Source organism: Streptomyces sp. CA-210063, from assembly GCF_024612015.1.
Lineage (GTDB): Bacteria > Actinomycetota > Actinomycetes > Streptomycetales > Streptomycetaceae > Streptomyces.
The window spans coordinates 8,808,738-8,826,684 of sequence record NZ_CP102512.1; the positions used below are offsets into that span (position 1 = coordinate 8,808,738).

The following is a 17,947-nucleotide window of genomic DNA, read 5'->3' on the forward strand; positions in this document are numbered from 1 at the left end:
AGGCCCACAGGCCGTACGGCGTCGCCGATCTGGGAGGATCCCGGCATGCCCGCATCACCCAGCACCGCCCGGGCCATCAACGACCGGCTCGCCCTGCGGCTGCTGCAGCAGGAAGGGCCGCTGACGGCAGGGCGGTTGAAGCAGCTCACCGGCCTGTCCCGGCCCACGGTCGCCGACCTCGTGGAGCGCCTGGGGGCCGCCGGGCTGATCGAGGTCGTGGGGGAGTCGGGGGAGCAGCGGCGCGGGCCCAACGCCCGGCTCTACGGCATCGTCGCCGGCCGGGCGCACCTCGCCGCCCTCGATGTGCGCACGGAGGGCGTCACGGTCGTCGTCGCCGACCTGCTCGGTACGGAGCTGGCGCGGGCGTCCGTCCCGATCGCGGACGACACGGGCACGGGGCCCGCGGTGGAGCAGGCGGTCACCCTGGTGGAGCGCACCGCGAAGGAGGCGGGCGCCGACCGGCTGCACACGGTGGCGATCGGCGCCCCCGGCCTGATCGACCCGGCCACGGGCGAGCTCCGGAACTCCACGGGCCTCCCCGAATGGCACCGCCGCCTGGTCGCGGCCCTCGGCGAACGCCTCCCGGCGCGGGTCCTCGTCGAGAACGAGACGAACCTCGCCGCCCTCGCCGAACAGCGCGACGGCGTCGCCCGCGACCGCGACACCTTCGTCCTCCTCTGGCTCGGCCTCGGCACCGGCGCCGCCGTCGTCCTCGACGGCCACCTCCGCCGGGGTGCCTCCGGCGGCACGGGCGAGATCGGCTTCCTCCCCGTCCCGGGCACGACGGCGATCCCGTCGGCCACCGACTGCGAGGGCGGCTTCCACTCCCTCGGCGGCGCCGCGGCGGTGGCGGCACTGGCCGCCGAACACGGAGTGACGGCCACCGGGGAGGGACACGAGCCGCATGCGGCCGCGTTGGTACGGGCGGCTGTGGCGGGGCTTTCGGGGGGTTGGGCGGCTGCCTCGGCGAATAGACCGGGCCTCGCGGTGGGCGGTTCGGTGGGCGCGGTGGGCGGTTCGGCGGGCTTGGTGGGCGGTTCGGTGGGCGCGGTGGGCGGTTCGGCGGGCTTGGTGGGCGGTTCGGTGGGCGCGGTGGGCGGTTCGACGGGCTTGGCGGGCGGCTCCGCGGGCGCGGTGGGCGGTTCGACAGGCACGGTGGGCGGGGCGGCGGGGGGCGAGTGCCTTTCGGCGGAGACGCGGAAGCTCTCGGCAGAGGCCGGGAGCCCATCGGCGGACGGAACGCATCCTTCGCCGCCCGGAACCCGCCCCTCGGCGGCACCCGCCCCCTCGGCCGACCCCAACGCCCGCTTCCTCGACGCCCTGGCCGACCGCCTCGCCATAGGCGCCGCCTCCGTCGTCGCTGTCCTCGACCCCGGCTGTGTGGTGCTCGGCGGTGAGGTCGGGCAGGCCGGCGGGGACGTCCTCGCCGCCCGCGTGGAGGCCCGGCTGACGGCCATGTCGCCGCTGCCGACCGAGGTCCGGCCCAGCGGCCTCGGCGGGGCCGCCGTTCTGCGGGGCGCGCTGCTCATGGCCCGGGAAGCGGCTCAGGACGAACTGTTCGCACCGGCGCCTCGGTGACCGCAAGGTCCTCGGTGCCTCGGTGCCTCCCCTCACCGCCCCTTCGTGCTCCCGAACCGCTCCGCCAGATACTCCCCGAAGGTCCCCTTCCCCACGGCCCGCTCCGGCGTGAGGTGGCCCCCGTCCCGAAAGCCCCGGTACGCCTTGCCGAACAGGGGCACGTTCAGCAGGCGGCGCCGACGGCCGGTGGCCGCCAGGTAGGCGTGGGCCAGTTCGGGGAAGGTCAGGATCTCGGGTCCGCCCATGTCGTCCATGCGTCCGGCGGGGGCGCCGACGGCCAGTTCGGCCAGGCGGTCGGCGACCTCGGCGACGGCGACCGGCTGGTCGCTCACCCCGGCGGGCAGCATCATGACCGGCGGCTTGGCGAGGATCTGGAAGAGCATCACGAGGAGGTCGTGGAACTGGGTCGCGCGCAGGGTCGTCCAGCCCAGCCCCGACTCCTCGACCAGCCGCTCGACGGCCAGCTTGGACCGGTAGTAGCGGAACGGCACCCGGTCCACGCCGACGATCGAGATGTAGACCAGGTGCCGCACCCCGGCCCGGCGCGCCGCCGCGATCAGGTTCGCCGTCGCCTTCTCGTCACCCCCGCGCGGCGAGGTCATGCAGTGCACGATCGTGTCCACCCCCGCCACGGCCGTGTCCAGCCCGCTGCCGCCCGCGACGAGATCGACGGCGTACGGCTGCGCGTGCCGGCTGAGCACCCGCACGTCGTGCCCGGCCGCCCGCAGCCGCTCGGTGACGGGCCGGCCGAGGACGCCGGTGCCGCCGGTCACCAGGATCGTGGTCATGCTGTCCATCCCCTTCGTACGCCTGGCGCTCCCGGCCGGAGACGCCCTACGGCAGCTACGACGGGGCGGCCCCCGTGGAATGTGACAACCGCGGCGATGAAGGTCGGTGCGCGGTCACCCGCCGGCCGGCTGCCGTCCCGCGAACACCAGCTTGTCCGGGTTCACCCCGACCCGCACGTCCTCACGCACTCGTCGGCGGTGGTGGTCGCAGGGAGGTGGGACCCGGCGGCGGGGCAAGGGCCGTCGTCACCGCCGCCGGGCCGTTCGAGGCGGGTACCGCGCCGCCAGACTTTAAAAGGACTAGACCAAGCAGGTCAATGGGTCCGGACCGCTTCGAGTGGGGTGGGTGGCACGGAAGTTGACCCATGGTCAGTGATAGCCGAAACCCGTCGGTGTCCGCTGTGGAAGTCCAGTGACACGGCCTGTGAGCCACCCCACAGCCCTCACTCGCATGGGTGCCGATCGGGCGTGGCACACTGGCCGTGTACCAGAAGCAGCGCACTCCGGGGTCGGTGAAAGTCCGAACCGGCGGTTACAGTCCGCGACCCGGTCGCTTCCAGCGGCCGGTTGACCAGGTGAAATTCCTGGACCGACGGTTAAAGTCCGGATGGGAGGCAGTGCGCGGCGGGCGGGCATACGTGCGCGCCGCCGTCTGTTTTTGGCCTACCTCGTCAGGGGTGGGCCTTACGCGGCGTCGCTCCCTGTGCCACTGTCCGCTCATGTCTGTCGTCTTCGACAGCCCCGGAGTCCGTGCCCTTACGAGGCAGGAGGACCCGGGAAGTGTTCACCGGAATCGTCGAAGAGCTGGGTGAAGTCACCGCCGTCGAGAACCTCGGCGACTCCTCCCGCTTCCGCTTGCGTGGCCCCGTCGTCACGCAGGGCGCGCGCCACGGCGACTCCATCGCCGTCAACGGCGTCTGTCTCACGGTCGTCGAGCACGAGGACGACTGGTTCACCGCCGACGTCATGGCCGAAACCCTCGAACGCTCCAGCCTCGGCGCCCTCACCGTCGGCTCCCGCGTCAACCTCGAACGCCCCATGGCCGTAGGCGAACGCCTCGGCGGGCACATCGTGCAGGGCCACGTCGACGGCACCGGCCAGGTCATCGAGCGCAAGCCGTCCGAGAACTGGGAGATCGTCAAGATCTCGCTCCCCGCCGACCTCACCCGGTACGTCGTCGAGAAGGGCTCCATCACCGTCGACGGCATCAGCCTCACCGTCGTCGACGCCGGCCCCGACTACTTCACCGTCAGCCTCATCCCGACCACCCTCGACCTGACCACGCTCGGCCGCAAGCAGCCCGGCGACCCGGTCAACCTGGAAGTCGACGTCATCGCCAAGTACGTCGAGCGGCTGCTGGGCAACCAGGGGGCGGCGAGCACACGAGGGGCGGGGCAGTGAACTCGCTGAACACCGTCGCCTTCACCGCCTTCGGCCAGCAGATCCTCTGGTCGGACATGATCGGCAACATCCTGGGTCTGATCGCCCTCGCCCTCGGCGCGATCCGCTCCCTGTGGAACTGGCCCGTGCAGTTCCTCTCCGGCCTCATCCTCTTCGGCGCCTTCGCCGGCCACCTGACCGGCAGCGCCGGCAAGCAGGTCATCGTCATGGCCGTCGCCGCGTACGGCTGGTGGCAGTGGAACCGTACGAAGGGGCGGACGGCGGACGGCGCCATCGCCCCGCGCTTCGCCACCTGGCGCGAGCGGGGCTTCCTCATCGGCGGCGCCGTCCTCGGCACCCTCGCGGTCGGCGCCCTCTTCACCGCCTTCCCGACCCTGTCCTGGGACCCCTGGCCGGACGCGTACATCTTCACCGGCACCATCGTCGCCATGTACGCCCAGGCGCGCGGCATGGTCGAGTTCTGGTTCGCCTGGCTGCTGGTCGACCTCGTGGGCGTACCGCTCAACTTCGCCAACGGCTACGCCTTCTCCGGTTTCGTCTACATCATCTACGGCGCGCTCGTCCTGTGGGGCATGCGCGACTGGTGGCTGCGCTCCCGCAAGCCCACCCTGGAAGGAGCCCCGGCATGACCACGGCGCCGATCCTGTACAGCACCGACTACGCCGAAGACACCGCGAACTTCGGGCTCGACCCCATCGAGCAGGCCATCGCCGACATCGCGGCGGGCCGCCCGGTCGTGGTCGTCGACGACGAGGACCGCGAGAACGAGGGCGACCTCGTCATCGCCGCCGAGAAGGCCACCCCCGAGATCATCGCCTTCATGATGAGCGAGTGCCGGGGCATGATCTGCGCCCCCATGGAGGGCGACGAACTGGACCGGCTCGAACTGCCGCAGATGGTGCAGCAGAACACCGAGTCCATGCGCACCGCCTTCACCGTCACCGTCGACGCCGCTCCCCAGCACGGCGTCACCACCGGCATCTCCGCCTCCGACCGCACCACGACGCTCCAGCTCCTGGCGAGCGGCACGGCCGAGCCGGGCGACTTCGTCCGCCCCGGCCACATCTTCCCGCTGCGCGCCCGGTCCGGCGGGGTGCTCGTGCGCGACGGCCACACCGAGGCCGCCGTCGACCTCGCCCGCCTGGCGGGCCTGCGGCCGGCCGGTGCCATCGTCGAGATCGCCGGCGAGGACGGCCGCATGCTGCGGCTGCCCGAGCTGATCCCGTTCGCCCGCAAGCACGGCCTGACGATCATCTCCATCGAGGACCTGATCGCCTACCGCCGCTCCTCCGAGCCCACCGTCAAGCGCGAGGCGAAGACCCAACTCCCCACCGCCTTCGGTGACTTCACGGCGTACGGCTACCGCTCCACCGTCGACGGCGTCGAGCACGTCGCCCTCGTCCACGGCGAGATCGGCGACGGCGAGGACGTCCTCGTCCGCGTCCACTCCGAATGCCTCACCGGCGACATCTTCCACTCGCTGCGCTGCGACTGCGGCCCCCAGCTCCAGACCTCCCTCGAACGCATCGCCACCGAGGGCCGGGGCGTGGTCGTCTATCTGCGTGGCCACGAGGGACGCGGCATCGGACTGCTCTCCAAGCTGCGCGCCTACGAACTCCAGGAACTCGGCCACGACACCCTCGACGCCAACCTGGAACTGGGCCTGCCCGCCGACGCCCGGGACTACGGCGCCGGCGCGCAGATCCTCAAGGACCTCGGCGTCCGCAGCCTCCGGCTGATGACCAACAACCCCGAGAAGACCGAGGCCCTCGTCCGCCACGGCCTCGACGTCAACGACCGCGAGCCGATGCCCGTCCGCGCGGGCGAGCACAACCTCCGCTATCTGCGCACCAAGCGGGACCGGATGGGCCACGACCTGCCCTGGCTGGACACGACCACCGCGTCCACCTGCGGCAACCAGTAACACCAGCGAGTACGAGATGCAGAAGAACCAAGGAGCAACGTGAGCGGCAAGGGCGCACCCGAACTGTCCGTACGCAACTGCGGCGACCTGCGCGTCGCGGTCATCGCGGCCCAGTGGCACGAGAAGGTGATGGACGGCCTCGTGGACGGCGCCCTGCGCGCCCTGCGCGACCTGGGCATCGACGAGCCGACCCTCCTGAGGGTCCCCGGCAGCTGGGAGCTCCCCGTCGTCGCCAAGGTCCTCGCGGGCCGCGGCTACGACGCGATCGTCGCCCTCGGCGTCGTCATCCGCGGCGGCACCCCCCACTTCGAGTACGTGTGCCAGGGCGTCACCCAGGGCCTCACCCAGGTCTCCGTCGACACCGGCGTCCCCATCGGCTTCGGCGTGCTGACCTGCGACACCGAGGAACAGGCCCTGGACCGCGCGGGCATCGAGGGCTCGAACGAGGACAAGGGGCACGAGGCGGTGACGGCGGCCGTGGCGACCGCCGCCACCCTCCGCTCAGTATCCGAACCCTGGCGCTGAGGCACAGTCGGTAGCGCGTAGGCTGAGCCTCACCATGTCCAAGAAGACGTTCGAGGAGCTCTTCACCGAGCTCCAGCAGAAGGCCGCCCACGGCGACCCCGCCACTTCCCGCACCGCCGAACTGGTCGAGAAGGGCGTCCATGCCATCGGCAAGAAGGTCGTCGAAGAGGCCGCCGAGGTCTGGATGGCCGCCGAGTACGAGGGCAAGGAAGCCGCCGCCGAGGAGATCTCGCAGCTGCTGTACCACGTCCAGGTGATGATGGTCGCCCGCGGCATCTCCCTGGACGACGTGTACGCCCACCTCTGAGCCGTACCCCGCACACAACTCCGTACAGAACCGAACGAAGGAAGCTCGCCTCATGCTGCGCATCGCCGTCCCCAACAAGGGTTCCCTCTCCGGCCCTGCGGGGGAGATGCTGCATGAGGCCGGCTACCAGCAGCGCCGGGAGTCCAAGGAGCTGCGGATCGTCGACCCGGAGAACGAGGTCGAGTTCTTCTACCTCCGCCCCCGCGACATCGCGATCTACGTCTCCTCAGGCCGCCTCGACATCGGCATCACCGGCCGCGACCTGCTCATCGACTCCGGCGCCAACGCCGAGGAGATCCTGCCGCTCGGCTTCGCCCGCTCCACCTTCCGCTTCGCCACCAAGCCGGGCACGGCGAACGGCATCGCGGACCTCAAGGGCATGACGGTCGCCACCTCCTATGAGGGCATCGTCGCCAAGCACCTCGCCGACAGCGGCATCGACGCCTCCGTCGTCCACCTCGACGGCGCCGTCGAGACCGCCATCGAGCTGGGCGTCGCCGAGGTCATCGCGGATGTCGTCGAGACCGGAACCTCGCTGCGCAACGCGGGCCTGGAGGTCTTCGGCGACCCCATCATGAAGTCCGAGGCCATCGTCATCCGCCGGGTCGGCGCCGACACCTCCTCGGAGAACGAGCCCAAGGTGCAGCAGTTCCTGCGCCGCCTCCAGGGCGTCCTCGTCGCCCGGACGTACGTGATGATGGACTACGACTGCCGCGTCGAGCAGTTGGAGAAGGCCGTCGCCCTCACGCCGGGCCTGGAGTCCCCGACCGTCTCGCCGCTGCACAACGAGGGCTGGGTCGCCGTGCGCGCCATGGTCCCGGCCAAGGAGGCCCAGCGGATCATGGACGACCTGTACGACATCGGTGCCCGGGCCATCCTGACGACGGCCATCCACGCCTGCCGCCTCTGACGGCCGGGGAGTCGTACACCATGTCGGACCAGTCCGCCCGCCCCGCTCTGCCCGCCCTGCCCGTCACTTTTCGGCCGGGACGCACCCGGGCCGTGCTGCTGACCGCGGCGGGCGCGATCTTCGTGGTCATCACGGTGGTCGCGCTGCTGCTGCCGACGCTCGGCCCGGGGGAGCGGCTCAGCTTCGTCTTCACGGCGGCCATGCTCGCCGGAGTGCTGTGCATGCTGTCCCGGCCCAAGGTGGTCGCCGACGAGTCCGGTGTGACCGTCGTCAACATCGCCGGGAAGCGGCACCTCGGCTGGGCGGAGATCGTCCAGGTGAACCTGCGGGTCGGCGACCCCTGGGTCTTCCTCGACCTCACCGACGGCACCAGCCTGCCCGCGCTCGGCATCCAGCCCGGCATCGCCAAGCAGCGCGCCATCGAGGACGCCCGGGCCCTGCGGGCGCTGGTGGAGGCCCGCTCGGTCACCGAGCCCGAACAGCGTCAGGGCTGATCCGCTTCCGCTTGGGGGACGACTCCGAGCAAGATCAGGGCCGACTCATGGCCGTCGCCCCTGCCGTAACCGCCCATGTCTTGATTAATCTGTTGGCGGAGGTGTTTTCGTTGCGCCTCCGCCTCCGCTGTTCCGGTCCGGAAAGCGGAGGCTCCCTGCTATTCGAGGAGTGACTCCCTCCAGCGATGGACGGATCGTCCTGTAGTACCTGCGCCGCCCCCTCCCCGCATATCGAGGCGGCGGCATGACCATCCCCCTGCTGCTCCTCGGAGCCGCGTTCCTGCTGATCCTCGCCAACGGTTTCTTCGTGGCGGCCGAGTTCGGCCTCGTGACGGTCGAGCGGCCGGAGGCCGAGAAGGCCGCGGCCGAGGGCGACCGCCGGGCCCACAAGGTGGTGGACGCGCTCAAGGAGCTGTCGTTCCAGCTCTCCGGCACCCAGCTCGGCATCACCATCACCTCCCTCGTCGTCGGCATGCTCGCCGAACCGGCGCTCGCGGAGATACTCCACGGCCCCTTCACCGCCATCGGCATACCCGAAGGCGCCGTCTCCGGAGTCTCCGTCGTCGTCGGCATGCTGCTGGCCTCCGCCGTGCAGATGGTGATCGGCGAGCTGGTGCCCAAGAACTGGGCGGTGTCGAAGCCGATGCAGGTCGCCCGCTTCGTCGCGGGCCCCCAGCACGTCTTCTCCCGTCTCTTCCGCCCGGTCATCGCCGGCCTCAACGCGGTCGCCAACCGCCTGGTCCGCGCCTTCGGCGTCGAGCCCACCGACGAGCTGGCCTCCGCCCGCACCCCGGGCGAACTGGTCTCCCTCGCCCGGCACTCGGCCCAGGCCGGCGCCCTGGAACAGGACACGGCCGACCTCTTCGTCCGGACCCTCTCCCTGGGCGAGCTGACCGCGGAGAACGTGATGACGCCCCGCGTCAAGGTCAGCGCCCTGCAGTCGTCGGCCACCGCCGAGGACGTGGTCAATCTGACCCGCGCCACCGGTCTGTCCCGCTTCCCCGTCTACCGGGAGCGGATCGACGAGATCGTCGGCATGGTCCACCTCAAGGACGCCCTCGCGATCCCGGCCCACGACCGGCTGCACACCCCGGTCACCCGCATCGCCAAGCCCCCGCTGCTCGTCCCGGAGACGCTGCCCGTGCAGCCGCTCCTGGCCCGGCTGCGCAGCGAGCAGCCCATCGCCGTCGTCGTCGACGAGTACGGCGGTACGGCGGGGGTCGTGACCCTCGAGGACATCGTCGAGGAACTGGTCGGCGAGGTGCGCGACGAGCACGACGGGCACGACCTGCCCGAACTCGCCGCCGCCCCGCCCGAGGACGGCCGCCCCGCCTGGGACGTCGACGGCAGCTGCCGTGTCGACGTGCTCCAGCGCATTGGCCTCGACGTCCCGGAGGGCCCGTACGAGACGGTCGCCGGCCTCGTCGCCGACCTGCTCGGCCGTATCCCCGCGCCCGGCGACAAGGCCGAACTTCCGGGCTGGCGCCTGGCGGTACGGCAGGTCGGGCACTACCGGGCAGAGCGCGTACGACTCGTACGGACCGCTGCCGCCACGGAACCCCTCGCCGTGGTGGAGGCGGCCCGATGAGCGTGCTCCAACTCCTGTTCGCCCTGCTCCTCGTCCTCGCCAACGGCTTCTTCGTCGGCGCCGAGTTCGCCCTGGTCTCCGTCCGCCGCAGCCAGATCGAACCGCTGGGCACCGCACGGGCCCGCCAGGTCCTCTACGGCCTGGAGAACCTGCCGCAGATGATGGCGGCGGCCCAGTTCGGCATCACCGTCTGCTCGCTGACGCTCGGCGCGGTGGCCGAGCCGACGGTGGCGAAGCTGCTGGAGCCGGTGTTCGAGGCGATCCATCTGCCGCACGGCGTGATCCACCCCTTGGGGTACGTGATCGCCCTCGCCGCCGTGGTCTTCCTGCACCTCGTCGTCGGCGAGATGCTGCCGAAGAACCTGGCGATGGCCGCGCCGGAGAAGACGGCGCTGTGGCTGAGCCCGGCGCTGGTGGCCTTCGCCCGGCTCTGCAAGCCGGTCACCGTGGGCCTCGGCGCCTGCGCCCGCCTCGTCCTGAAGCTCTTCCACGTCGAGCCCAAGGACGAGGTCGAGGCCGTCTTCACCAGTGTCCAACTGGTTCGGCTGGTCGAGGACTCCGGCCAGGCCGGGCTGCTCGACCCCGAGGAGCAGGAACGCCTGGAGGACGCGCTGGAGCTGGGCTCCCGCCCGGTCACGGACGTCCTGCTGAAGCGGGACTCCCTGGTGACGGTGGTGCCCTCGGTGACCCCGGCCCAGGTCGTGGCCCTCACCGCCCGCACGGGTTACTCCCGCTTCCCGGTGGTCGCGGAGAACGGCGCCTTCATGGGCCGCTACCTCCACGTCAAGGACGTCCTCGACCTGGAGGACTCCGACCGCGCCGTCCCCCAGCAGATCTGGCGCCCCATGACGACCCTCCGCGCCGAGCTGCCGCTGGACGACGCGCTGACGGTCATGCGCCGCGCCGCCACCCATCTGGCCCAGGTGGCGGACGCCTCCGGCAAGGTCCTGGGCCTGGTCGCCCTGGAGGACGTCCTGGAACTCCTGGTCGGCGAAGTCCGCGACCCGGCCCACCGCGAGCCACCACCGGTCCGGGTGACGGAGCCGAGGGGCAGCGAAACCCCGGAGGAGGCCTTGGCGAGCTGATTCCGCCCCCCAGACCCCCGGGCCGGTTGTTCGGCTGCGGGTGGGTGGTGCTTCTCGCGCAGTTCCCCGCGCCCCTCAATAGGGGCGCGGGGAACTGCGCGAACGGGGTCCGGGGCGGAGCCCCGAGTCTTTGACGGGGGTCGAAGGGGCACGCGGCCCCTGGGGATGGGACGGGTAGGGGCGGCGGGGGCGAAAAAACCCGGACGCCCGCCACTCACATCGCCGAAGGATCCTGCGGCCCCCGCCCCGACAGAACCTCCCCGTACGCCTGCATCAGATCCGGCAGCCGCAGCGTCGACAAATCGTCCCGGGTCGGAATCGACGGATACCCCGACAGCCGCAGATCCCGGTACGCGCAGCTCTTCTCGTACAGCGTCCGCAGGAACCGCCCGTTGCCGAGCTCGTCGATCCACCCCTGGTCGACGACGTGCCCGGAGATGGAGCGCAGCTCGTCGAGGGCCTCCTCGTCCCAGACATCGCCGTTCTCGGCGGCGAGAACCTCGCCGATGGAAGTCAGCTCCAGGGGCCGGTAGGAGGGGAAGTCGACGCGGGTCGTGAAGCGGGAGGACAGACCGGGGTTCGCGGTCAGCAGCCGGTCCATGCCCTCCGGATAGCCCGCGAGGATCACGACCAGATGATCCCGGTTGTCCTCGGCCCGCTTCAACAGCACCTGCAGCGCCTCGTCACCGTACGCGTCGCCCTTCCCATACCCGGAGTTGGACAGGGAGTACGCCTCGTCCACGAACAGCACACCACCGATCGCCGAGTCGATCAGCTCGTTGGCCTTCACCGCGGTCTGCCCGAGGTACTCGCCCACGAGGTCCGCGCGCTGGGCCTCCACCAGGTGATCCCCGCCCAGCAGCCCGAGCGCGTAGAAGACACGGCCCAGTATTCGCGCCACGGTCGTCTTCCCGGTCCCGGACGGCCCGGAGAAGACGAAGTGCCGCTTGGGCGGCTGAACGGGCAACCCCTGCCCCGCCCGCAACCGCGCCATGTTCAGCTGCGCGGACAACGCCTTGACCTGCCGCTTCACCGGCTCCAGCCCGACCATCCGCTCCAGCTCCGCGAGCGCCTCCTCCAGCAGCTCCGGATCCGTCGGCCCGGCCGGCAGCGGCAGCGGCTCCACCGGCGCCACGGACTTCTCCCGTACGAAGGTGTCACCGGCCTCGGGCGGCAGCCCGCCCGGCGGTGGCAGTCCGGGATCGGAGACCTTCACATCACGTCCGTCGGCGTCGAAGAACGGCTCCAGCCCGTCCCCGTCGAGCACGTCCTGTCCGATCCCGGCGAGCGCTATCGCCGCGAAGTCGCTCGCGTCGTCGTCGTACCCGTCCCCCTCGGCGATCGCCGCGAGCCGCGCGGAGGTGTCCATGAAGGCGGGGTCGACCCGGTGCACGGCCCGATACAGCGGCAGTGCGGCGGCGCTGCGCCCGGTGCCCTCATGGGCGCGCGCCAGCCAGTACCGCAGCTCCTTGCGCTGCGGCTGCTCGCTGCGACATCGCATCAGCGCGGCGGAGAGCAGCGGCTCGGCCTGCCCGTAGGTCTCCAGACGGACCCGGGCCATCCCGCCGAACAGGCCCGCCTCGATCCCGAGCAGCGGATCGTCGAGCAGCGGATCGGTGTGCCGGACCAGCTGCTCCCAGTCCTTGACGAGATAGGCGCGGCAGGCGTGCAGAAAGCGCACCTGGTGGTCCGCGTCGACCGGCGGCAGCCCCGCGAGCGCCCGGTCCAGCTCGGGCACATGGCGCCCGTCCAGCCAGTGCGAGGCGTGCGCGAGGAGGAGATCACGCGGGCTCTCCAGCACCGGCTGCACCCACCAGCCCAGCCAGTACCAGGAGTTGAGGGTGCGCCGGTGTCGTGAGCGCTGTTCCCCGAAGCGCTCCCGGTGCCGGAACATCCGGAGCAGCGCGGTCGTCGTGTCCACCCGCAGCGCGTGCAGCCCGAGCCAGCCGTCGGCCATCCCGGGATCCATCCGCACCGCGGCGCGGAACTCCTCCTCCGCCTGCGGATAGGCGCCCATCGTGTAGGCGTCCACGCCTCGCAGCCAGGCGAGGTCGGCCGGAGCCTCGGGGCCCCGCGAGCCGAAGTCCATCACGTCCCCCACAAACCGTGCCCCCGTTGGAAACCGAACGGGCCGGTGCCCGTCGGCAGCCTTCGTCGAACCGCTGTGCCGCGGACGGGAGTTGCGTCGGTGCGTTGCTGCAGCCGTCCGAAGGTCGCACCTTGGGCATCGTACCTGCGGGTCGGTCGCCCTTCGAAGGGTGCCGCAGCCCTCGTCTGACGAGGTGGGAGCAGACGGGGCGCATTGCGGACGGTGACCGAGGGTGAAGGAATCGTGTCTCAGCCGTTCCGGAAAACCGGAAGAAGACAGAACGAAGCCCCCGATCACGGGGGAACAACCGGGGGCTTCGCGTCTCTGGGCGGCATCGAATGGCCGCACATTGAGAACGTAAGTCCTGTACGGCCCCCCGGTCAAGCCGAGTTGAGGCACTCGAGGAAGTTCTCGGACGGGGCTCTTCACAAGTTCAGCACATTGCGGATGGTCCGTCACCCTGAGTGAGGTGCGGCCCCGATCCGGGAGTCGTCGCAGGTCCCGTGAGCACCTCGTACCCCATGTGTCCCGGCCGAATCAGAAGATCTGCGAACGGCCGAGAAGGATCCTCGGAGAAGTGCCGTCGTTCCGCCTCGACCCAGCCGACCCAGAAATCACTCTGTTCCGCCCCGTCCCGCGCGCGCCCACGCGCCCAGGCCTCCTCGTCCGGCAACTCCATCCACATCAGCCGCGCCAGATACGGACGCAGCGCGCGCCGGCCCGCGCCGACCCCCTCCACGACGATCACGGGCGCGGCCGGCAGGACGCGCGCGGGGCCGAAACCGCGCTCACTCCAGTCGTACGGGGCATAGCGCGCGCTCTCCCCGCGCCGCAGCGGCTCGATCACCTGATCCAGCAGTCGTGGCGTCCACGCGAAGAGCTCCTCGTGCGTGGCGATGTCGTCGAGGTGCAGCACCGGGGCGCCGCCGAGCGCGTCGGCCAGCCGTCCGGCGAAGGTGCTCTTCCCGGAACCCGCGTGCCCGTCGACCCCGACCAGCCGGACCGGCCCGCAGGAGGGCGGCAGCAGCCGCAGCCGGGCGGCGAGGTCGTCGACGGTGGGGTCCGCGGGGGCGGGAGAGGCGTGCATACCCGGATTGAAACACCGGGACGGGCGCCCCTGGAGTGCGCCAGTGGTGTCGACCAATATTGGCGGGCGTGGCGAGGCGCGAGGTGCTGGCAGAAGTCGTGGCCCGGCGTCCATAGTTGGCGAACAGCCGTGCGTCTGAACCGTTCCTTCCGGACCACTGGGGGTCACCCGCAGATGACGAGCCTTTCCGAGCCGTCCCGCAGGACCGTCCTGGCCGCAGCCGTCGCCACCGCCGCCGCGGCGGCCGGTGGATCGGCGGGCCCGGCGGCAGCCGACACGACAAGCGGCCGGGGCGAGGCCCCCGTCCGCCCCGCGCGAGCGCCGGAACGCTTCGCGGACAACCACTTCTGGACCTCGTACACCGACTGGCGCGCGGGCAGTGCGAAGGGCACCCGGGCGAGGGCGGGGGAGCGGCCGGGGCTGGTGATCGACGTGCCGGTCGGCACGACCGACTACCCCGACCCGCACACCGGGCGGACGGCCGCCTGGGAGTACGCGACCTGGACCTCCCCGGTCCACCGGCTCGCCGTGCCCGCCACCGAGGTGATCGCGTCCTGGAACGCGCACACCCCCGACGGAACCTGGGTCCAGATCGAGCTGCGGGGCACGTACTCCGACGGCACGGACACGCCCTGGTACGTCCTGGGCCGGTGGGCGGCAGGCGACCAGGACATCAGACGGACCTCCGTCGACGGCCAGGAGGACGGCAAGAGCAGCATCTGGACCGACACCTTCGCGATCGACGACCCGGCCACGGGCCTGCGCCTCGCCTCGTACCGGCTGCGTCTGACCCTGTACCGCACGCCCGGCACCCGGCTCACCCCCACGGTGTGGCGGCTGGGCGCGATGGGCTCCGACGTCCCCGACCGCTTCACGGTCCCGGCGTCCACCCCCGGGCTCGCGCGGGAGCTGAACGTCCCGCGCTACTCCCAGGAGACCCACAAGGGCCAGTACCCCGAGTACGACAACGGTGGCGAGGCCTGGTGCAGCCCCACCTCCTCGCAGATGATCATAGAGTTCTGGGGCCGCAAGCCCAGCGCCGCGGACCTGGCCTGGGTCGATCCGGCGTACGCGGACCCGCAGGTCTGCCACGCGGCGCGGTTCACCTACGACTACCAGTACGAGGGCTGCGGCAACTGGCCCTTCAACGCCGCGTACGCCGCCACCTACAAGGACCTCCAGGGCGTGGTGACCCGGCTCGGCTCGCTCACCGATCTGGAGACGCTGATCGCGGCGGGCATCCCGGCGATCACCTCCCAGTCGTTCCTCGCCGAGGAGCTGACGGGGGCCGGCTACGGCACGGCCGGCCATCTGATGACGGTGATCGGCTTCACCGCCGACGGCGACGTCATCGCCAACGACCCGAACTCGCCGACCAACGAGGCGGTGCGCCGGATCTACCGGCGGCGCGAGTGGGAGAACATCTGGCTGCGGACCAAGCGGTACAACGCCGCCGGCAAGGTCGTCTCCGGCACCGGCGGTGTCTGCTATCTGTACTTCCCGGCACGGCCCACGGCCCGCCAGCGCGCGGCGCTCGCGGCGGTGGGAGTGCGCTGACGCCATGCGGCCCCCGGCATTCCGGGGGCCGCGCCGTCGTGTGACCAAGCTCTCGGCCGTGAACCGCCCGTGCGGTGGCAAGGTGGACGCAAAGGTGGGGGGAACCCACCGCGCGCCGACCACACCAGCGAGCTGCCATGACCGCGACCTCCGCCACCACCACCCGTGTCCACAGCCGCACGGGCGGCCCCAAGGACGACGGCCCGAAGATCGTCGAGCATGTGATGGGCTGGACCCTGGTCGTGGTGGTCGCGATGCTGGTGACCCAGCTGGGTCTGCTGTGACCTGATTCCCCGGCTCGATTCTGTCGATCAGAGTCGAACAAGCTGGTGGTGAGGGTCTGCCATACTGCGGTTGTCCCGCTGGCAGTTGAGACCAGGACCGAAATTGAATAGTAGTCAACAGCGTGGTGTCGAACCGCCGCGGGCCCGCGGCACCGACCGCTCGTTAGCTCGCCGCGCCGAACTCATCTCCATCGGGCGGAAGTTGTTCGCCGACACGTCGTACGACACGTTGTCGATGGACGACATCGCGCGGCAGGCGCACGTGGCCAAGGGACTGATCTACTACTACTTCAAGTCCAAGCGCGGCTACTACCTCGCGATCGTCGAGGACTCGGTGGCCGATCTGATCACGTTCGCCGCGAGCGGCATCCAACTGCCGCCCGTGGAGCGGGTGCACCGCACCATAGACGGCTATCTGCGCTACGCGGAGGACAACCAGGCCGCGTACCGCACGATCGTCAGCGGCGGCGTCGGCTTCGACGCCCAGGTGCACGCCATCCGGGACGGCGTCCGCGAGGCGATCGTCGCCACCATCGCCGAGGGCGCGTACGGCAGGAGCGACATCGAACCGGTGGCCCGTATGGGTTTGTTCGGCTGGGTGTGCGCGGTCGAGGGCGCCACCCTCGACTGGATCGACCGCCCGGAACTGCCCCGCGACACCATGCGCGACCTGCTCGTCAAGATGCTGGGCGGCTCGCTGCGCGCCATCGAGGAGCTCGCCCCGGCCTATCTCGCGCCGGAGCCCGCCCGCCGGGACATCTGAACTCCGCGGCGGTGACATCCGGGCAACGCACTCGGGGTGGGGGTCCGCCGACCGACCCCCACCCCAAGTCCCCCGTCGCGGCGGCTACTTGATCGCCCTGATCAGCTCACCGTTCGCCGTGTCGCCGCTCAGCTCCCAGAAGAACGTGCCGCCGAGGCCCTGCGCGTTCTTGTAGGCCATCTTCCCCTTGATGGTCTGCGGGGTGTCGTAACTCCACCAGTCGTCACCGCACTTGGCGTACGCGGTGCCGCCGACCGTCCCGTTGGCCGGGCACGTCGCCTTGAGCACCTTGTAGTCCTCGTAGCCCGCCTCGTACGTCCCCGCCGCCGGGCCGGTCGCCGTGCCGCCGGGCGCCGACTGGGTGACACCGGTCCAGCCGCGCCCATAGAAACCGATGCCGAGCAGCAGCTTGGAGGACGGGATGCCGAGGCCCTTCAGCTTCCTGATGGTGGCGGCGGTGTTGAACGCCTTGTCGGCGATGCCCGGGTACGGGTACAGCGGTGAGTGCGGGGCGGTGGTCGCGTCCCAGGCGCCGAAGTAGTCGTACGTCATCGGGTTGTACCAGTCGACGTACTTCGCGGCGCCCGCGTAGTCCGCCGCGTCGATCTTGCCGCCGGGCTTGGCGTCGGCCGTGATCGCCGCGGTGACCAGCTCCTTCTTGCCGAATCGTTTGCGCAGCGCCGCCATCATGTCCTCGAAGGCTTCGCTGCCGCTGGTGTCGCAGGTCAGGCCGCAGGCGTTGGGGTACTCCCAGTCGATGTCGATGCCGTCGAAGACATCCTTCCACCGGGAGTTCTCGACGAGGTCGTAGCAGGAGTTCGCGAAGGCCTCCGGGTCCTTCGCCGCCTCGCCGAAGCCGCCGGACCAGGTCCAGCCGCCGAACGACCAGATGATCTTGAGGTCGGGGTGCAGCTTCTTCAGCTTGCGCAGCTGGTTGAAGTTGCCGCTCAGTGGCTGGTCGGCGGTGTCGGCGACGCCGTCCACGGACTCCTCTGCGGTGAACGGCTTGTCGGTGTCCGCCCATGCGTCGCCGATCGTGCACTTGCCGTCGACGACGTTGCCGAAGGCGTAGTTGATGTGCGTGAGCTTCTTCGCCGAGCCGGACGTCTCGATGTTCTTGACGTAGTACTGGCGGCCGTAGATGCCCCAGTCGATGAAGTAGCCGACAACCTTGGAGTCGGCCGCGTTGGTCGCGTCGGCCACGTGGGGCTTGGGGCCCGGCTTCGCGGGCGTGGCGGTCGCGGTGCCCGCTCCGGCGAGGAGTCCGGCGCCGAGGGCGGCGCAACACGTGGCGGCGACGAGGGGTCTGACGGGGACGCGGGAGCTGTGCGGTCTGAGCATCGTGACTCCGGAGGAGGGGGAGCGTGGCGGGGAAGGTGCTGCCTGGACCCTGCTGTGCCGATTGGCATGAACGCGGTGACGCGTTGTTGGGGGAGACCGTAGAGGACTAGACCATTGGGGTCAATGGTTCGGACCAATTCCCGCGAGGGTGCGGCGGGCCGTCGAATGTGTCCTAATGAACGGTCGTTAACTGGTGACTCGCTGCTCCGGATCGGGCATACTCCAA

17 protein-coding genes and 1 riboswitch are annotated in these 17,947 nt (G+C 70.8%); of the genes, 13 read left to right on the forward strand and 4 right to left on the reverse strand.

The window, feature by feature from the left end; genetic code table 11:
- The first annotated feature begins 45 nt into the window (after window positions 1-45).
- The gene (locus tag JIX56_RS38540; protein ID WP_257547663.1) at window positions 46-1,578 is read left to right on the forward strand and encodes an ROK family transcriptional regulator; all 1,533 of its coding nucleotides are present in this window, start codon (window positions 46-48) and stop codon (window positions 1,576-1,578) included.
- A gap of 32 nt (window positions 1,579-1,610) precedes the next feature.
- On the opposite strand, the gene JIX56_RS38545 is transcribed toward JIX56_RS38540, so the two are convergent.
- Window positions 1,611-2,366: an SDR family oxidoreductase gene (locus tag JIX56_RS38545; protein ID WP_257547665.1), complete on the reverse strand. Its 756-nt coding sequence runs from the start codon at window positions 2,364-2,366 to the stop codon at window positions 1,611-1,613.
- Between the two features lie 494 nt (window positions 2,367-2,860).
- A riboswitch (FMN riboswitch) is annotated at window positions 2,861-2,991 on the forward strand.
- A 155-nt stretch (window positions 2,992-3,146) separates the two neighbouring features.
- Between JIX56_RS38545 and JIX56_RS38550 the strand changes: the two genes are divergently transcribed.
- From JIX56_RS38550 to JIX56_RS38590, 9 genes are all read left to right on the forward strand, one after another.
- Window positions 3,147-3,767 (forward strand): riboflavin synthase, encoded by a 621-nt coding sequence (locus tag JIX56_RS38550; protein ID WP_257547666.1) that lies wholly within the window; start codon window positions 3,147-3,149, stop codon window positions 3,765-3,767.
- Complete coding sequence (locus tag JIX56_RS38555) at window positions 3,764-4,396, forward strand: nicotinamide mononucleotide transporter family protein (protein WP_257547668.1); 633 nt, start codon at window positions 3,764-3,766, stop codon at window positions 4,394-4,396. The genes JIX56_RS38550 and JIX56_RS38555 overlap by 4 nt, the downstream gene beginning before the upstream one ends.
- Entirely contained in the window at window positions 4,393-5,691 is a 1,299-nt protein-coding gene (locus JIX56_RS38560) for a bifunctional 3,4-dihydroxy-2-butanone-4-phosphate synthase/GTP cyclohydrolase II (protein ID WP_257547670.1), read from the forward strand. Before JIX56_RS38555 ends, JIX56_RS38560 begins: the two co-directional genes overlap by 4 nt.
- 39 nt (window positions 5,692-5,730) lie before the next feature.
- Window positions 5,731-6,216: a 6,7-dimethyl-8-ribityllumazine synthase gene (ribH, locus tag JIX56_RS38565; RefSeq protein ID WP_257547672.1), complete on the forward strand. Its 486-nt coding sequence runs from the start codon at window positions 5,731-5,733 to the stop codon at window positions 6,214-6,216.
- A gap of 34 nt (window positions 6,217-6,250) precedes the next feature.
- Window positions 6,251-6,523 carry a phosphoribosyl-ATP diphosphatase gene (locus JIX56_RS38570; protein ID WP_189785148.1) on the forward strand — a complete coding sequence of 91 codons (273 nt, stop codon included), beginning with the start codon at window positions 6,251-6,253 and terminating at the stop codon, window positions 6,521-6,523.
- Between the two features lie 52 nt (window positions 6,524-6,575).
- Entirely contained in the window at window positions 6,576-7,433 is an 858-nt protein-coding gene (hisG, locus tag JIX56_RS38575) for an ATP phosphoribosyltransferase (RefSeq protein WP_257547674.1), read from the forward strand.
- A gap of 20 nt (window positions 7,434-7,453) precedes the next feature.
- A complete protein-coding gene (locus JIX56_RS38580; RefSeq protein WP_257547676.1) occupies window positions 7,454-7,927 on the forward strand; it encodes a PH domain-containing protein in 474 nt (157 codons plus the stop codon).
- Window positions 7,928-8,171: 244 nt separating this feature from the next.
- Window positions 8,172-9,515, forward strand: coding sequence for a hemolysin family protein (locus JIX56_RS38585; protein WP_257547678.1), 1,344 nt, complete (start codon window positions 8,172-8,174; stop codon window positions 9,513-9,515).
- Window positions 9,512-10,600 (forward strand): hemolysin family protein, encoded by a 1,089-nt coding sequence (locus JIX56_RS38590; RefSeq protein WP_257547680.1) that lies wholly within the window; start codon window positions 9,512-9,514, stop codon window positions 10,598-10,600. Before JIX56_RS38585 ends, JIX56_RS38590 begins: the two co-directional genes overlap by 4 nt.
- Before the next feature lie 214 nt (window positions 10,601-10,814).
- On the opposite strand, the gene JIX56_RS38595 is transcribed toward JIX56_RS38590, so the two are convergent.
- Both JIX56_RS38595 and JIX56_RS38600 read right to left on the reverse strand, forming a co-directional pair.
- A complete protein-coding gene (locus tag JIX56_RS38595; RefSeq protein WP_257547682.1) occupies window positions 10,815-12,689 on the reverse strand; it encodes an AAA family ATPase in 1,875 nt (624 codons plus the stop codon).
- 433 nt (window positions 12,690-13,122) lie between these two features.
- Window positions 13,123-13,776: a uridine kinase family protein gene (locus JIX56_RS38600; RefSeq protein WP_257547683.1), complete on the reverse strand. Its 654-nt coding sequence runs from the start codon at window positions 13,774-13,776 to the stop codon at window positions 13,123-13,125.
- A gap of 174 nt (window positions 13,777-13,950) precedes the next feature.
- Between JIX56_RS38600 and JIX56_RS38605 the strand changes: the two genes are divergently transcribed.
- The 3 genes from JIX56_RS38605 to JIX56_RS38615 all read left to right on the forward strand — a co-directional run bounded on the left by JIX56_RS38605 (window position 13,951) and on the right by JIX56_RS38615 (window position 16,380).
- Entirely contained in the window at window positions 13,951-15,333 is a 1,383-nt protein-coding gene (locus JIX56_RS38605; protein ID WP_257547684.1) for a peptidase C39 family protein, read from the forward strand.
- Between the two features lie 137 nt (window positions 15,334-15,470).
- The gene (locus JIX56_RS38610) at window positions 15,471-15,617 is read left to right on the forward strand and encodes an SCO1431 family membrane protein (RefSeq protein ID WP_257547686.1); all 147 of its coding nucleotides are present in this window, start codon (window positions 15,471-15,473) and stop codon (window positions 15,615-15,617) included.
- 103 nt (window positions 15,618-15,720) lie between these two features.
- Window positions 15,721-16,380 (forward strand): TetR/AcrR family transcriptional regulator, encoded by a 660-nt coding sequence (locus JIX56_RS38615; protein WP_257547688.1) that lies wholly within the window; start codon window positions 15,721-15,723, stop codon window positions 16,378-16,380.
- Between the two features lie 84 nt (window positions 16,381-16,464).
- Here JIX56_RS38615 and JIX56_RS38620 read toward each other — a convergent pair whose 3' ends face one another.
- Window positions 16,465-17,721 carry a glycoside hydrolase family 18 protein gene (locus JIX56_RS38620; protein WP_257547690.1) on the reverse strand — a complete coding sequence of 419 codons (1,257 nt, stop codon included), beginning with the start codon at window positions 17,719-17,721 and terminating at the stop codon, window positions 16,465-16,467.
- Between the last annotated feature and the right edge of the window lie 226 nt (window positions 17,722-17,947).

Coding starts and splice junctions, on each gene's coding strand:
- JIX56_RS38595 (WP_257547682.1), bottom strand. CDS start 12,689: ATGGACTTCGGCTCGCGGGGCCCCGAGGCTCCGGCCGACCTCGCCTGG.
- JIX56_RS38610 (WP_257547686.1), top strand. CDS start 15,471: ATGACCGCGACCTCCGCCACCACCACCCGTGTCCACAGCCGCACGGGC.
- JIX56_RS38585 (WP_257547678.1), top strand. CDS start 8,172: ATGACCATCCCCCTGCTGCTCCTCGGAGCCGCGTTCCTGCTGATCCTC.
- hisG (WP_257547674.1), top strand. CDS start 6,576: ATGCTGCGCATCGCCGTCCCCAACAAGGGTTCCCTCTCCGGCCCTGCG.
- JIX56_RS38545 (WP_257547665.1), bottom strand. CDS start 2,366: ATGACCACGATCCTGGTGACCGGCGGCACCGGCGTCCTCGGCCGGCCC.
- JIX56_RS38580 (WP_257547676.1), top strand. CDS start 7,454: ATGTCGGACCAGTCCGCCCGCCCCGCTCTGCCCGCCCTGCCCGTCACT.
- JIX56_RS38605 (WP_257547684.1), top strand. CDS start 13,951: ATGACGAGCCTTTCCGAGCCGTCCCGCAGGACCGTCCTGGCCGCAGCC.
- JIX56_RS38540 (WP_257547663.1), top strand. CDS start 46: ATGCCCGCATCACCCAGCACCGCCCGGGCCATCAACGACCGGCTCGCC.
- JIX56_RS38620 (WP_257547690.1), bottom strand. CDS start 17,721: ATGCTCAGACCGCACAGCTCCCGCGTCCCCGTCAGACCCCTCGTCGCC.
- JIX56_RS38590 (WP_257547680.1), top strand. CDS start 9,512: ATGAGCGTGCTCCAACTCCTGTTCGCCCTGCTCCTCGTCCTCGCCAAC.
- JIX56_RS38600 (WP_257547683.1), bottom strand. CDS start 13,776: ATGCACGCCTCTCCCGCCCCCGCGGACCCCACCGTCGACGACCTCGCC.
- JIX56_RS38560 (WP_257547670.1), top strand. CDS start 4,393: ATGACCACGGCGCCGATCCTGTACAGCACCGACTACGCCGAAGACACC.
- JIX56_RS38570 (WP_189785148.1), top strand. CDS start 6,251: ATGTCCAAGAAGACGTTCGAGGAGCTCTTCACCGAGCTCCAGCAGAAG.